Annotated in this window: 13 protein-coding genes and 1 riboswitch; of the genes, 1 reads left to right on the top strand and 12 read right to left on the bottom strand. The window is 67.5% G+C overall.

The genetic code is table 11. From position 1 onward, the window contains the following. Nucleotides 1–61: 61 nt before the first annotated feature. The 10 genes from AC1REM_RS14685 to AC1REM_RS14640 all read right to left on the bottom strand — a co-directional run bounded on the left by AC1REM_RS14685 (nucleotide 62) and on the right by AC1REM_RS14640 (nucleotide 10,231). Nucleotides 62–1,969 (bottom strand): ABC transporter ATP-binding protein, encoded by a 1,908-nt coding sequence (locus tag AC1REM_RS14685; protein WP_492515505.1) that lies wholly within the window; start codon nucleotides 1,967–1,969, stop codon nucleotides 62–64. A 175-nt stretch (nucleotides 1,970–2,144) separates the two neighbouring features. Continuing rightward, entirely contained in the window at nucleotides 2,145–3,599 is a 1,455-nt protein-coding gene (locus AC1REM_RS14680; protein ID WP_492515274.1) for an MFS transporter, read from the bottom strand. Nucleotides 3,600–3,721: 122 nt separating this feature from the next. After that, nucleotides 3,722–4,078, bottom strand: coding sequence for a Fe-S protein (locus AC1REM_RS14675; RefSeq protein ID WP_204937822.1), 357 nt, complete (start codon nucleotides 4,076–4,078; stop codon nucleotides 3,722–3,724). 65 nt (nucleotides 4,079–4,143) lie between these two features. After that, nucleotides 4,144–4,617: a 6,7-dimethyl-8-ribityllumazine synthase gene (gene ribH / locus AC1REM_RS14670; protein ID WP_489967642.1), complete on the bottom strand. Its 474-nt coding sequence runs from the start codon at nucleotides 4,615–4,617 to the stop codon at nucleotides 4,144–4,146. Continuing rightward, nucleotides 4,614–5,891, bottom strand: coding sequence for a GTP cyclohydrolase II (ribA, locus tag AC1REM_RS14665; protein WP_492515273.1), 1,278 nt, complete (start codon nucleotides 5,889–5,891; stop codon nucleotides 4,614–4,616). The genes ribH and ribA overlap by 4 nt, the downstream gene beginning before the upstream one ends. Further along, on the bottom strand, nucleotides 5,888–6,517 hold the full coding sequence (locus AC1REM_RS14660) for a riboflavin synthase (protein ID WP_492515272.1): 630 nt from the start codon (nucleotides 6,515–6,517) through the stop codon (nucleotides 5,888–5,890). Before AC1REM_RS14660 ends, ribA begins: the two co-directional genes overlap by 4 nt. Beyond that, on the bottom strand, nucleotides 6,517–7,557 hold the full coding sequence (ribD, locus tag AC1REM_RS14655; RefSeq protein ID WP_492515271.1) for a bifunctional diaminohydroxyphosphoribosylaminopyrimidine deaminase/5-amino-6-(5-phosphoribosylamino)uracil reductase RibD: 1,041 nt from the start codon (nucleotides 7,555–7,557) through the stop codon (nucleotides 6,517–6,519). The genes AC1REM_RS14660 and ribD overlap by 1 nt, the downstream gene beginning before the upstream one ends. Nucleotides 7,558–7,623: 66 nt before the next feature. After that, nucleotides 7,624–7,775, bottom strand: a riboswitch (FMN riboswitch). Between the two features lie 57 nt (nucleotides 7,776–7,832). Beyond that, nucleotides 7,833–8,705: an Fpg/Nei family DNA glycosylase gene (locus AC1REM_RS14650; RefSeq protein WP_492515270.1), complete on the bottom strand. Its 873-nt coding sequence runs from the start codon at nucleotides 8,703–8,705 to the stop codon at nucleotides 7,833–7,835. A gap of 49 nt (nucleotides 8,706–8,754) precedes the next feature. Then, a complete protein-coding gene (locus tag AC1REM_RS14645) occupies nucleotides 8,755–9,324 on the bottom strand; it encodes a GNAT family N-acetyltransferase (RefSeq protein WP_492515269.1) in 570 nt (189 codons plus the stop codon). Between the two features lie 37 nt (nucleotides 9,325–9,361). Further along, nucleotides 9,362–10,231 carry an oxygenase MpaB family protein gene (locus AC1REM_RS14640; protein ID WP_492515268.1) on the bottom strand — a complete coding sequence of 290 codons (870 nt, stop codon included), beginning with the start codon at nucleotides 10,229–10,231 and terminating at the stop codon, nucleotides 9,362–9,364. Between the two features lie 71 nt (nucleotides 10,232–10,302). On the opposite strand from AC1REM_RS14640, the gene AC1REM_RS14635 reads away from it, so the two are divergent. Further along, nucleotides 10,303–10,980 carry a TetR/AcrR family transcriptional regulator gene (locus AC1REM_RS14635; protein WP_492515267.1) on the top strand — a complete coding sequence of 226 codons (678 nt, stop codon included), beginning with the start codon at nucleotides 10,303–10,305 and terminating at the stop codon, nucleotides 10,978–10,980. A gap of 78 nt (nucleotides 10,981–11,058) precedes the next feature. Here AC1REM_RS14635 and trpS read toward each other — a convergent pair whose 3' ends face one another. Beyond that, nucleotides 11,059–12,066: a tryptophan--tRNA ligase gene (trpS, locus tag AC1REM_RS14630; protein ID WP_492515266.1), complete on the bottom strand. Its 1,008-nt coding sequence runs from the start codon at nucleotides 12,064–12,066 to the stop codon at nucleotides 11,059–11,061. Between the two features lie 62 nt (nucleotides 12,067–12,128). Continuing rightward, on the bottom strand, nucleotides 12,129–12,971 hold the full coding sequence (locus AC1REM_RS14625; protein WP_492515265.1) for an exodeoxyribonuclease III: 843 nt from the start codon (nucleotides 12,969–12,971) through the stop codon (nucleotides 12,129–12,131). Nucleotides 12,972–12,975 lie beyond the last annotated feature (4 nt).

Below are 12,975 nucleotides of genomic sequence, written 5' to 3'. Positions count from 1 at the left end.
CAGAAGCACACCCATGGCTGAGTGGCTTCGGCATCTCGCCGTCGCGTTATGGTGCGGGGCCTCAGGCCAGCAGCTGGTGGCGCGCCAAGTCGCGGTAGAGCGGCACCTCTTCGACGAGCTCGGTGTGCGTGCCCTGCCCCACGACGACGCCGTCCTGCAGGACCACGATGAGGTCGCTGTCGACGACGGTCGACAGTCGGTGTGCGATCACGATGAGCGTGCGATCCGTGGCGACCGCGTCGATCGCCTCGCGCATCCGCTGTTCGTTGACGCCGTCGAGCGACGAGGTCGACTCGTCGAGCAGCAGGATCGGTGCCTCGGTCAGCAGCGCGCGCGCGATCGCCAGGCGCTGACGCTCACCGCCCGACAGCATGACGCCGTCTTCGCCCACGGGTGCTTCGAGGCCGAGCGGATTGCGTTCGAGCACGTCGCCGAGGTTCACGGCGCGGAGGACGCGCTCGCAGTCGGCGTCGGTCGCGTCGGGCGAGGCGAGACGCAGGTTGTCGGCGAGAGTGCCGGCGAGCGTCGGCGCATCCTGCTCGACGTAGCCGAAGTGCGCGCGCAGCTCGTCGCGCGGGTAGGTGCGCGCGTCGTGGCCGTGCAGACGGATGGAGCCGCCGGTCGGGTCGTAGAAGCGCTCGATGAGGGAGAGGATGGTGCTCTTGCCGGCACCGCTCGGGCCCACGAGTGCGACGCGTGCGCCCCGGGGCGCGGCGAAGCTGACACCGCGCAGCACTTCGTGCGCGACAGAGGCGGATGCCTCGCCGAGTCCGTCTTCGACCACGTCGTCGGCGCGTTCGAGGTGCGCGTCGACGAGCAGCGACTGCGCCTCCTTCGCGGCAGCCGCGCGCGCGGCGATGACGTTCTCGGGGTACTGGAAGCGCACATCGCGGAACTCCAGCGCCGGGGCATCCGGGTCGTCCGCCTCGCGTCCGATCTCGGCGGCAGCGGTGGCATCCGTCTCCGTCTCGGTCGGAAGATCGAGGACCTCCTGGATGCGCCCGAGCGCACCGAGCGCCTGGTTCACCGAGGTGATCGCGCCGAAGGCGGAGCCCAGCGGCATGATCAGCATGAACAGGAACATGATGAACGTCACCAGGCTCGCGATCGTGATCGATCCGTCGGCGACGCGGAAGCCGCCGACACCCAGCACGACGAGCAGCGAGACCTGCAGGGCGATGCCGGCCACCGGCACCACCATCGACGAGATCTTCGCGATCCGCACACCCAGCCCGTAGGCATCCTTCGCGAGCGCGCTCACCGTCTCGGTCTCGCGATCGGTCGCACCCGATGCCCGGACGGTGCGGATCGAGCTGACGGCCCGTTCGACGCCCGAGGCGAGCTCGCCCACCTTCTCCTGCTGGGCGGTCGATGCGGTTCGGATGCGCGAACTCAGCAGCACGACGACCACGACAGAGACGCCGATCACGACGACGATCAGCAGCAGAAGGACAGGGTCGATCAGAAGCATCGCGACCAGGGCGCCGACGAAGATGAGGATGCTGCCCACGGCATCCGCGAGCCCCTGGGTCAGCACCGCGTAGAGAAGCGTGGTGTCGGTTCCGACGCGCGACACGAGATCGCCGGTCCGGCGGGCGTCGAACTCGCTGATCGGCAGGTGCAGGATGCGGGCGATGAGCTTGCGGCGACTCGAGTAGACGACCGCCGTGCCCGTGCGCTGCAGCAGGTAGTGCTGATAGCCCGAGATGATCGACGAGATCACGACGAAGGCGACGAGGGCCCAGATGAGCGGACCGAGCGAGAGATCGTTCTGCACGCGGTCGATGACCTGGCCGACGATCAGCGGCTGCACAAGGGAGGCGACCGCGCCGATGACACTGAGGATCGTGACCCACACGAGCACGGTCTTGTGCTCGAACAGGAAGGGGAGGAGCTGGCGGAACGTGGCGCGGGGCCCTTCGGGGGCGCTGTTGCGGCCGCGTCGGCGGGACATCGCCGTGCGAGACATAGTGGCCTTATCTGTGGGTCGGCTCATGGATGCCTCTCATTGTCTGCCGAACTTCCTATGCGCTGCCTGTTTCGTGACCCCGAGCGCGCTCGCAACGAAGGAGAACTCCCGGATCGGAGGACCGTCAGCAGCAGATCCTCTTCCGGTCCGGGAGTTCTCCTCCGAAATGCGGTGCCTAGGGTTGCGCGGGGACTCCGAGATCGGCGTTCAGGTCGAGGTCCTTCGTCTCCGGCGACAGGATCAGCGCAATGAGCGTCAGCGCCGCCATCGCGGAGAGATAGATGCCGACGAGCCACGGCTCGCCGCCCGCCGAAGACCACAGCGCGACCGCGATCAGCGGTGCGACCGCGGCGCCGAGGATCGAGGACACGTTGTACGCGATCGCCGAGCCTGAGTAGCGCACGTTGGTCGGGAAGAGCTCGGGCAGGAGAGCGCCCATGGGGCCGAACGTGAGCCCCATCAGCAGGAAACCGAGGATCAGGAAGGCCTGCGTGAAGGCGAAGGTCAGCTCGGGCGTCGTCTGCGGCAGCAGGAAGAAGTTGAAGGTGAAGCCGAACAGCAGGATGGCCGCGGTCACCCAGATCAGCAGCTTCCTGCGGCCGATGCGGTCAGCCAGCGGGCCGCTGACGAGTGTGAAGACACCGAAGAACACGACGCCCACGATCTGCATGATCACGAAGTTCGTGTACCCGAATCCGAGGCCGGGATAGAACTGGGCGGCGAAAGCGGATGCATCGAATGCGGCGCCTGTGGATTCGGCCGCGGCCTGTGCGGCGGCGGAGGCGGCCTCCAGGCTCGCCGCCTTCGTGCCGTAGGTGAGCGTGAAGTTCGTCATCAGGTAGAACAGCACGTAGGTCGCCAGCATGATGAACGTGCCGAGGATCAGCTGCTTCCAGTGGTGACGGAACACCGTCGCCAGCGGGTACTTGCGGATCGTGCCCTTGGACTCGGCACGCGTGAACGCTTCGGACTCGACGAGGCGCAGTCGTACCCACAGGCCGACGATGACCATCACGGCCGAGAAGAGGAACGGCACGCGCCAGCCCCAGGAGAGGAATGCCTCGGACTTCAGCGAGGCGTCGCTCTCGTGCGGCAGCAGTGCATTGATCGCGAGGAAGATGCCGTTCGCGATGATGAAGCCGATCGGGGCTCCGAGCTGCGGGAAGGTGCCGTACCAGGCGCGCTTGCCCTCCGGTGCATTCTCGGTGGCGACGAGCGCCGCTCCCGACCACTCGCCGCCGAGGGCGAAGCCCTGGGCGAGGCGGAGGAAGAGCAGCAGCAGGGCGGCCCACCAGTTGATCTGCTGGAACGTGGGCAGGACACCGATGAGGAACGTCGCGATTCCCATCGTGAGCAGGGATGCGACGAGCGTCGCCTTGCGTCCGAACCTGTCACCGAAGTGGCCGAAGACCATCGCGCCGATGGGGCGCGCGACCATCGCCGCGCCGAACACACCGAAGGATGCGAGGAGCGAGGTGGTGTCGTTTCCTGTCGGGAAGAACAGGATCGGGAACACCAGAACAGCCGCCGTCGCATAGACGTAGAAGTCGTAGAACTCGATCGTCGTGCCGACGAGGCTGGCGGTGATGACGCGTGAGCGCGGGTTTGCGGGCGCGACGGCTGTGGCCACGAATTCCTCCGATCGTTGGCTCCGTGCGGAGCATGGGGGAGTCTACGCCTCGGGCGCAGCATCCCCGGAAAACAGAAGTGCCCCGGTGCGTCGCACCGGGGCACCCCGTGAAACCAGGTGGATTACCAGATCACTGCGAGCGCCGCGTTGGCGGCGGTGAGCACGCCGATACCCCAGAAGAGTGCCGGTGCGACGCCCTCGCCGCGCTTCTGGCGGGCCGAGCCGATGCCGATGAGAGCACCGATGACGAGGAGGATCACGAGCTTCGTGCCGATCTTCGCGTAGTTCATCGTCACATCCGCGGGCAGACCCCACGGCGCAGCAAGCGCGAGTCCTGCGACGGCCGCGATGGCGAGTCCGATGTTCATCAGACGCGTCACCTCGCGCTTGCCGCCGAATGCCTGCACCGCCCAGGATCCGAACAACACCGCGAAGCCGATGAGGTGAACGAAGAGCACAATGTGGCGCAGGGTTTCCATACCCCTAAAGGTATTCCGGAAAACCAGGCGCCGCTAGGTAGGCAGACCTCAGCGAGGACGGGTGATCAGCCGCGCAGATCGCGGACGAGCAGCGCCATGCGCAGCGCAGCATCCGCCGCTTCCGCGCCCTTGTCCTCCTTGGAGCCTTCGAGCCCGGCGCGATCCAGACCCTGCTGTTCGTCGTCGAGCGTCAGCACACCGAAGCCCACGGGCTTGCCGGCGTCGAGGGAGACGCGGGTAAGTCCGTCGGTCGTGGCCGCCGAGACGTACTCGAAGTGCGGGGTGCCGCCGCGGATGATCACGCCGAGGGCGACGACCGCGTCCGCGCCACCCGCGAAGGCGGCCTGGGCGGCAAGGGCGAGCTCGAACGAGCCCGGCACGCGGACGACGCGGTGCGTGGCACCGGTCTCGTCGAGGACGCGCTGTGCGCCCGCGATCAGGCCGTCGGTGATCGTGTCGTGCCAGGTACCGGCGATGACGACGACGTTCACGCCGCTTGCGTCGATGCCTCCGGTCTGGGGTGCTCCTGCGCCGCTCATGCGTTCTCCTCGGTCGTTGTGGTGCTGTTCTGCGCGAGGGCATCGGCGAGCTCTTCTTCGCCGATGATGTGCCCCATGCGGTCGCGCTTGGTTTCCAGGTACTGGTGGTTGTTGGGGCCGACGCCGACGATCAGCGGCACCTGCTCGACGACGTCGAGTCCGAGCTCGCGCAACTGCGCGACTTTGTCGGTGTTGTTCGTCAGCAGACGCACCTTGGAGACGCCGAGGTCGGTCAGGATGCCTGCTGCCGCCGCGTATTCACGGGCATCGGCAGGCAGGCCGAGGGCGAGGTTCGCGTCGACGGTGTCGAGGCCGCCCTCCTGCAGCGAGTAGGCGCGCAGCTTGTTGATCAGACCGATGCCGCGTCCTTCGTGTCCGCGCATGTAGATGACGATGCCGCCCTCCACTGCGATCGCGTCGAGCGCGGCATCCAGTTGCGGGCCGCACTCGCACTTGAGGGATCCGAAGGCCTCGCCGGTCAGGCATTCCGAGTGCACGCGCACCAGCGCGGTCTCGGTCGGCTCGCCGGACACGACCGCGATGTGGTCAGTGCCGGTGACGCGGTCTTTGTAGGCGAGGAAGCGGAACGTGCCGTGCGTCGTGGGCACGGTCGAGTCAGCGCGCAGGCTGACGCGGCGACGCTTCGGCGGCGCTGCATCGATCGGCTCGTGTTCGTTGAGGTACGCGATCAGCTGTTCGATCGTGATGACCGGGATGCTCTCTCGCTCACCGAGCTCCATGAGGCGGGGCAGGCGCATCATCGATCCGTCTTCGTCCACGATCTCGGCGATCGCGCCGACCGGGCGAAGCCCGGCGAGGCGCATGAGCTCGACAGCGGCCTCCGTGTGGCCGCTGCGCTCGCGGACGCCGCCGTCGACGGCGCGCAGAGGCAGGATGTGGCCCGGGCGGATGATGTCGGTCGGCTGCGCATCCGCCGCGGCGAGCACGTTGAGGGTGCGCGCGCGGTCGGCGGCGCTGATGCCGGTCGTGACTCCCTCTGCGGCGTCGACGCTGATCGTGTACGCCGTGGAGCGGGCGTCTTCGTTGACCTCGACCATGGGCGGCAGGTTGAGGTGGTCGGCGATGTCGGCTGTCATCGGCGCGCACACGAAGCCGGAGGACCAGCGGACGGTCCAGGCGAGCCACTCGGGGGTGGCCAGTTCGGCCGAGAGGATGGCATCGCCTTCGTTCTCGCGGTTCTCGTCGTCCGCCACGATGACGGGCCGGCCGGCGCGCAGGGATTCGAGAGCTTCGGCAATCGTGGAAAGGCTCATCGCGAGCCTCCTTCCGGGGTGACGCGGAACGCGAGCAGACGCTCGACGTGACGGGCAAGGATGTCGGTTTCGAGGTTGACGCGATCGCCGACGGCACGGGCGCCCAGGGTGGTCGCGGTCAGAGTCTCGGGGATGAGGGAGACCTCGAACCACGCCTCAGCGGCGTCGGGAGCGCTCACTGCGCTCACCGTCAGGGAGGTGCCGTCGACGGAGATCGAGCCCTTGCCGACGACGAGGGGGGCGAGGTCGTCGGGTAGCGAGATGCGGAGCACCTGCCACTGTGCACCGGGGCGCACCTCGAGCACGCGGCCCACACCGTCGACGTGGCCTTGAACGATGTGTCCTCCGAGTCGGGCTCCGACGGGCATGGCCTTCTCGATGTTGACGCGGCTGCCGACGGTGGCATCCGCGATCGCCGCGACGTCCAGGGTCTGCTTCATGACATCCGCGTCGAACGTCTCGGCGGTCGAACCGACGACGGTCAGGCACACGCCGCTCACGGCGATGGATTCGCCGTGTACCGCGTCTGCCACCGCCTGCGGCGCGCGGACTGTGAGGCGCCAGCCGTCTCCGGCCGGTGTGATGGCCGTGATCTCGCCGATCTCTTCGATGATTCCCGTGAACATCAGGATCCCTTCGTCTGAGCCTGTGGAGCGTCTGTCAGCCGGGCGACAGCGAGCAGATCCTCGCCGAGGGGAACCCACTCGTCGACGACGAGGCGCCGAGCCTCGGTGATGGATGTGACGCCGATGTCGTTCAGTGCCACGCGGGAGCCGCCGAGCAGCACGGGCGCGACGTAGGCGAGCACGCGATCCGCGAGACCTGCCGCCAGGAAGGCGCTCGCGAGGGTCGGGCCGCCCTCGATGAAAAGAGAGTGCATGCCGCGGTCGCGCAGATCAGCGACGATGTCGTGCAGGTCGGGCCCGGGGTAGAAGAGCGGCTCGTGCGGGTGGCGCCGCAGCGCGGCATCCGCAGGGACCTCACGTGCACCGATCACGACCGGCACCGGCTGCGTGGGGAAAAGTTCATCGCCATCGCGCGCGGTGAGTGCGGGGTCATCGGCGATCGCCGTTCCGGTACCGACGATGATCGCGTCGGCGGACGCCCGGCGACGGTGCACGTCGGCTCGTGACGCCGGCCCGGTGATCCACTGGCTGGATCCGTCGTCCGCCGCAGCGCGGCCATCCAGGCTCTGCGCCCACTTCACGGTGATGTGCGGACGGCCAAGGCGCTGCACGGTGAACCACGAGTCGAGGAGGGCCTGCGCCGCCCCTGCCTCGACACCCGCCTCGACGTCGATGCCCGCGTCGCGCAGGCGCTCGGCTCCGCCGCCGGACAGTGCACCGGGGTCGTCCAGGGCGTACACCACGCGTGCGACGCCCGCATCGATCAGGGCCTGCGCGCAGGGGCCGGTGCGACCGGTGTGGTTGCAGGGTTCCAGGGTCACGATCGCGGTGGCGCCGCGCGCCGCATCCGCATCGAGCTTCGAGAGCGCGTCGACTTCGGCATGCGGCGTACCCGCGCCGCGGTGCCACCCCTCCGCCAGTACCGTGCCGTCGGCATCGAGAAGGATTGCTCCGACCTGTGGGTTCACACCGCGCGGACCCCGTAGAGCGAGTGCGAGCGCGCGCGACATGGTCTGTCGCTCTGCACTGCTTGCCGCCATGGGCGTCGTCCTTTGTTCGATCGATCCTCAAGTGGGTACGGGAGATCTCAGGACGCACGCCATGCGCCCGTGCTGCCTCCCATCCGGACTAGCGAGATTGCTCTCGCATCACCGTCGGTTCCGGAATTTCACCGGATCAACTTCGTCGTGGCTGCGCCATGACTCGGTTCGCGGACTGTCACCGCCGGTTCGGATTCACACCGACCCCGGAGCACGTTGTATTGCACCTAGCTTAGTCAACGCGCCAGAGAGGGATTCATTCCCGCCACATGGCGTCATTTCAACAAGCGGGAGAGGCGGCGGTCCGCGAGAGGCTTGCCGCCGGTCTGGCAGGTCGCGCAGTACTCGAGGGAGCGATCGGCGAAGAAGACGCTGCGTACGGTGTCGCCGCAGACGAGACAGCTCTCGCCCCGTCGCCCGTGCACATGCATTCCGCGCCGCTTGGCGTCTTTCAGGTCGGCGGGTGGCTTGCCGGATGCCTCGGAGATCGCCTCGTTCAGTGTGCCGACGATCGCCGTGAAGAGCCGGTCGATCGCCTCATCGTCGAGCCCCGACGCCGGCGCATACGGCGACATGCGCGCGGCGTGCAGGATCTCGTCGGAGTACGCGTTGCCGATGCCGGCGATGATCGACTGATCACGCAACAGACCCTTGATCTGGGTGCGGCGTTCGGACAGGAGGCCCGCCAGGGTGTCTCGCGTGAAGGTCGCATCCAGCGGCTCGGGGCCGAGCCTGGCGATGCCTGGCACTTCGGCGGGGTCGCGCACGAGGTACACCGCAAGCGACTTCTTGGTGCCCGCCTCGGTGAGGTCGAATCCGCTGCCGTCGTCGAACCGCACGCGCAGCGCGATGGGGGAGCGGCCCGGTTTGAGAGGCGTCGTGGGCAGTTCGTCGTACCAGCGCAGCCACCCCGCCTTCGCCAGGTGGAAGACAAGATGCAGCATCCCGTCTTCCGCCCGCAGACTGAGCACCACGAACTTGCCGCGCCGCTGTGCACCCGTCACCACACACTTCTCGGCGGCGCTGATCGAGGGATCGTACGTCTTGAGCGCGGCGATCGCCGTCACCGTCACTCGCTCGATCGACAGGCCTGTCGTGCGCTCGCTGAGAAAGTCGGTCAGGCCTTGGACTTCTGGCATCTCCGGCATGCGCACATCCTGGCATCCGCGTCTGACATTCGCCCGAGCGGATCGACGATCAGCTTTCGAGCACCGGCCACGCGACGGGCGTGCGATCGTCCGTCGGCAGAAGAGAGGCGGTCCAGCCGTCATCGCGGCCACGGTGACTGGTCAGCGCCTGACGTCGGGTTCCTTCGAAGCGGAAGCCGAGCGCACGCGCGGCCCGAGCGGAGGGGATGTTCCCTTCGACAGCCTGCCAATGCACGCGGGCGAGGCCCAACTCTGCGAAGGCCCAGTCGAGCACCGTGCGCGCCGCCTCCGTCAGGAATCCCTGCCCCCGTGATTCGGCGGTCATCCAGTACCCGAGCTCGGCCTGTCCGCCTGCGGGGTGATCGACGATGTGGTGGAGCCCGATCGTGCCGACGAGCACATCATCGTGGAAGATCGACCAGATCGCCTCCGAGCCATCCGCCCACGAGGCGTCGACGATGCGGACGAAGGCCTCGGCATCGGTGCGGGCGTAGGGGCTCGGCACTGTCGTCCAGCGAGGAATCTCGGGGTCCTGGCAGGCGGTGGTGATCGCATCGACGTCGGCCGCTGTTGGCGGACGAAGTGTCAGGCGATCCGTGGTGAGAACGGTGATTTCCATCCCGACAGCCTACGCGCTGCCGGGATGGTCACCCGTCTCATGCCTTCTTCGCGCGCACCTTGCGATAGGGGTGCGTGTCGATGCGGTCCGTGATCTCGATCACGATCTTCTCGTACGGACGGTTGCGGCGCGCCAGGCCCATGAGGCGCTTCGTCGTGCGCGAGGCACGACGCAGATTCATCGGTCGACCCTCGATGCCGATGAGCAGGCGCGCCCACTCCGGCAGAAGGTAGAGCACGCCGTCGGCGACGATGACCGCCGTCCACGCCGCGATCGGGTTGCCGCTGAGCGGCGGCTTGCGCAGCGTGCGCGTGGCTTCCGCTGCGGGAAGGGACAGCGCCATCCAGTGGCGCTGCTCGTCGATGTAGGCGTAGAGCTCCTCGCGCGTGCCCGGCAGGCTCTCGGGGTCGCAGCCCACCATCGCCGCGGCGATGTGCTGCTCCTTGACGAATGCGTCCTGCTCTTCTCTGGTCAGCGGGAGGCCGAACTCCTCTGCGGCCCGCAGCAGGCCGAACACGAGGGTGTTGTGTGTCCAATTGAGCCATGCCGGCTCATCGGCGTGCAGCGTCTGACCCGTCTGCGGGTCGGTCCACACGGCGTGCGCGTGCATGCGGCGCACGGACTGCGCCGCGGCATCCGCGTGCGCCTTGTCGCCGAAGATCGTCGTCTCGAGGAATCGGCCGGTGCGCTCCTCGCGCCCCTTCGGGTCGGCGTACGACTCTGTCGCCTGATCGAACAATCGCATCATGTTGGGGTTGAGCGACTGCAGCAGGAGCGCGGCCAGGCCGCCGAGCTTCGTGGCAGGATCGGAGAAGATCTTCCACGAGACCGATTCCGGTCCGAAGTAGCCGTCGTCTTCGCGAGTGGGGGCGGACGCGGGGGTTGTCGAGGTGGTCACTTCAGACATGGCGCTCCTTTGCGGGGTAGGGGTTGTCACCGGGGTGTGACATATTGCTGGATCGCGTCCATAATTGGAGCATGTCCCATTCTAGCGAACATGTCGCACCTGCTCCTCGCGGACGACGCGAACGCAAGCGCCGTCAGACGCAGATGGCGATCGAACGCGCTGCGGTCCGTCTCGCCTGCGATCTCGGCTACGAGAACGTCACGGTCGCGGAGGTCTGTGAAGAGGCGGATGTCTCGCGCAGCACATTCTTCAACTACATGACGACCCTCGATGCGGCCATCTTCGGGCACCCGCTCGAGATCATCGACGACGCACGCGCCTGGGCGATTCTCGAAGCAGACCCGCACAACCTGGGCCGTGCCATTCATCAGGTCGCCCTCGTCTCCGTCGGTGACGATGAGGTCGATCCGGTCGTCATGGCCGGTCGTCGTCGCCTCATCCAGGAGCAGCCCCACACAGCGGTGCACTGGGAAGCGACTTTCACGCGTCTGCGTCACCAGGAGATGGAACTCGCGGGGCGCTGGCTCGCCACACACCCCGAGCTGCGCAAGATGCCGCACCTCTCACTGGCGCGTGAGGCGATCATGCACGTCGTCGTCTCGGGCGCGGTGGCCGCGGTTCTGATGGACGAGTGGGCCGATGCCCCGGCCGTCGTCGACACGACCGACGAGCAGCAGGTGCTGCGCGCCATGGCCGCGGATTACGACCGGACGATGGCGGACATCCGGATGATCCTGCCGGACGCCTGAGTTTCCGCGTCTGAGGCGTCGAATGGAGAAGGGGGTTCCGCCGAATAGGCGGAACCCCCTCTTCTCTTCTGACGCGGGTCAGCGCTGGCGGCGCAGCAGGCCGACCTTGTCGTAGACGTCTTCGAGTGTCGCATCGGCGACCTCATCGGCCCGCGCGGCGTTGGCGGCGAGGATCCGATCGAGTTCGGCCGGGTCGTCGAGCAGTTCCAGCACGCGTGCGCGCACCGGACCGAACTCCTCGACCACGACCTCTGCGAGACCCTTCTTGAAGTCGCCGTAGCCGCGACCCGCGTACTCGTCCTCGATCTCGGCGACCGGTCGCTTCGTCAGCGCCGCGTAGATTGTGAGCAGGTTGGAGACGCCGGGCTTGTTCTCGCGGTCGAAGCGAACGCTGCCCTCGTTGTCGGTCACCGCGCGCATGATCTTCTTCGCGGACTTCGTCGGGTCGTCGAGCAGCCACAGCACGCCGGCGTCGGTCTCGGCGGACTTGGACATCTTCGACGTCGGGTTCTGGAGGTCGTAGATGCGCGCGGATTCCTGCTGAATCACGGGCTTCGGCACCACGAACGCGGTGCCGAAACGGCTGTTGAAGCGCTCTGCCAGGTCGCGCGTCAGCTCGACGTGCTGCTTCTGGTCATCGCCGACGGGCACGACATCGGTCTGGTACAGCAGAATGTCTGCTGCCATGAGCACCGGGTACGTGAAGAGCCCGACCGACGTGGCATCCGCGCCGTGACGGGCGGACTTGTCTTTGAACTGGGTCATGCGCCCGGCTTCGCCGAACCCCGTGATCGTGCTGAGGATCCAGGCGAGCTCGGCATGAGCGCGGACATGAGACTGCACGTACAGCGTCGACTGCGACGGCTCGATGCCTGCGGCGATGTACTGCGCGGCCGTGCGGCGGGTCTTCTCACGCAGCTCGGCGGGGTTCTGCGCGACGGTGATGGCGTGCAGATCGACGACGGAGAAGAACGCGTCATAGGAGTTCTGCAGCTCGCGCCACTGCAGGAGCGCCCCGATGTAGTTGCCGGCCTGGAGGGAGTCGGCGGAGGGCTGCATTCCGGAGTAAAGGCGAGGTGCGGTCACGGGTCAATCCTAAAGCGGAGGCGGATGCTGCCGCGTTCGCGGGAGCATCCTGTGTGGATGAGTCAGTACGTGTAGTCGACGACGACGGGAGCGTGGTCGCTCCAGCGTTCGGCGTAGGTCGCGGCGCGTGCGACGTGGTAGGCGCCGATGCGCGGAGCGAGCGCGGGGGAGGCGAGGTGGTAGTCGATGCGCCAGCCGGTGTCATTGTCGAAGGCCTGGCCGCGGTTGGACCACCAGGTGTACGGTCCTTCGACCTCGCCGTGGACGTGACGCCCGACATCGACCCAGCCGAGTCCGGTGCCCGCGGTGCCGTCGACCGCACTGATCTCCTGCCCGTGCGCGCCGAGGAAGCGGTCGAAGTATCCGCGCTCGCGCGGAAGGAAACCGGCCTTCTTGCGATTGCCGCGCCAGTTCTTGATGTCGAGCTCGCGGTGCCCGACGTTGAGATCGCCCGTGACGACGGCGAGAGCATCGTCCGTCGCGAGGGCGCTCAGGCGCGGGCCCATGGCTTCGAGGAACTTCCACTTCTCGTCCTGCTTCGGCGTCTCGGCTTCCCCCGAGTGCACGTAGGCGCTGACGACTGTGAGCGGAACATCGCCCAGCAGGAAGTCGCCTTCGAGCCAGCGCCCCGCGGAGTCGAAGTCGTCATCGCCGAACGCCGTGCGTGTGGCGAGCGCGGGAACACGGCTGACGATGGCGACACCGGCACGCCCCTTCGCCGTGGCGGGATCGTGCACGATCGACCATCCGGGGAAGGCCTCGGCGAGGTGCTCGTCCTGGGCGCGCACTTCCTGCAGCGTCAGCACGTCGACGTCGGCGGCATCGAGCCAGGTGTGCATTCCGTTGCGCACAGAGGCGCGGATGCCGTTGACATTGACCGTGGCGACGCGAAGGTGAGGCATCATCCCA

The organism is Microbacterium sp. GW823-FHT02G05, assembly GCF_058797175.1.
This window is presented reverse-complemented; position numbering and strand designations above follow the sequence as displayed.

What these genes read in the sequence shown, in the direction of transcription:
- AC1REM_RS14685 (WP_492515505.1), bottom strand. Translation starts at nt 1,969, where the DNA reads ATGTCTCGCACGGCGATGTCCCGCCGACGCGGCCGCAACAGCGCCCCC.
- AC1REM_RS14675 (WP_204937822.1), bottom strand. Translation starts at nt 4,078, where the DNA reads ATGGAAACCCTGCGCCACATTGTGCTCTTCGTTCACCTCATCGGCTTC.
- ribH (WP_489967642.1), bottom strand. Translation starts at nt 4,617, where the DNA reads ATGAGCGGCGCAGGAGCACCCCAGACCGGAGGCATCGACGCAAGCGGC.
- ribA (WP_492515273.1), bottom strand. Translation starts at nt 5,891, where the DNA reads ATGAGCCTTTCCACGATTGCCGAAGCTCTCGAATCCCTGCGCGCCGGC.
- AC1REM_RS14660 (WP_492515272.1), bottom strand. Translation starts at nt 6,517, where the DNA reads ATGTTCACGGGAATCATCGAAGAGATCGGCGAGATCACGGCCATCACA.
- ribD (WP_492515271.1), bottom strand. Translation starts at nt 7,557, where the DNA reads ATGGCGGCAAGCAGTGCAGAGCGACAGACCATGTCGCGCGCGCTCGCA.
- AC1REM_RS14650 (WP_492515270.1), bottom strand. Translation starts at nt 8,705, where the DNA reads ATGCCGGAGATGCCAGAAGTCCAAGGCCTGACCGACTTTCTCAGCGAG.
- AC1REM_RS14645 (WP_492515269.1), bottom strand. Translation starts at nt 9,324, where the DNA reads ATGGAAATCACCGTTCTCACCACGGATCGCCTGACACTTCGTCCGCCA.
- AC1REM_RS14640 (WP_492515268.1), bottom strand. Translation starts at nt 10,231, where the DNA reads ATGTCTGAAGTGACCACCTCGACAACCCCCGCGTCCGCCCCCACTCGC.
- AC1REM_RS14635 (WP_492515267.1), top strand. Translation starts at nt 10,303, where the DNA reads ATGTCCCATTCTAGCGAACATGTCGCACCTGCTCCTCGCGGACGACGC.
- AC1REM_RS14625 (WP_492515265.1), bottom strand. Translation starts at nt 12,971, where the DNA reads ATGATGCCTCACCTTCGCGTCGCCACGGTCAATGTCAACGGCATCCGC.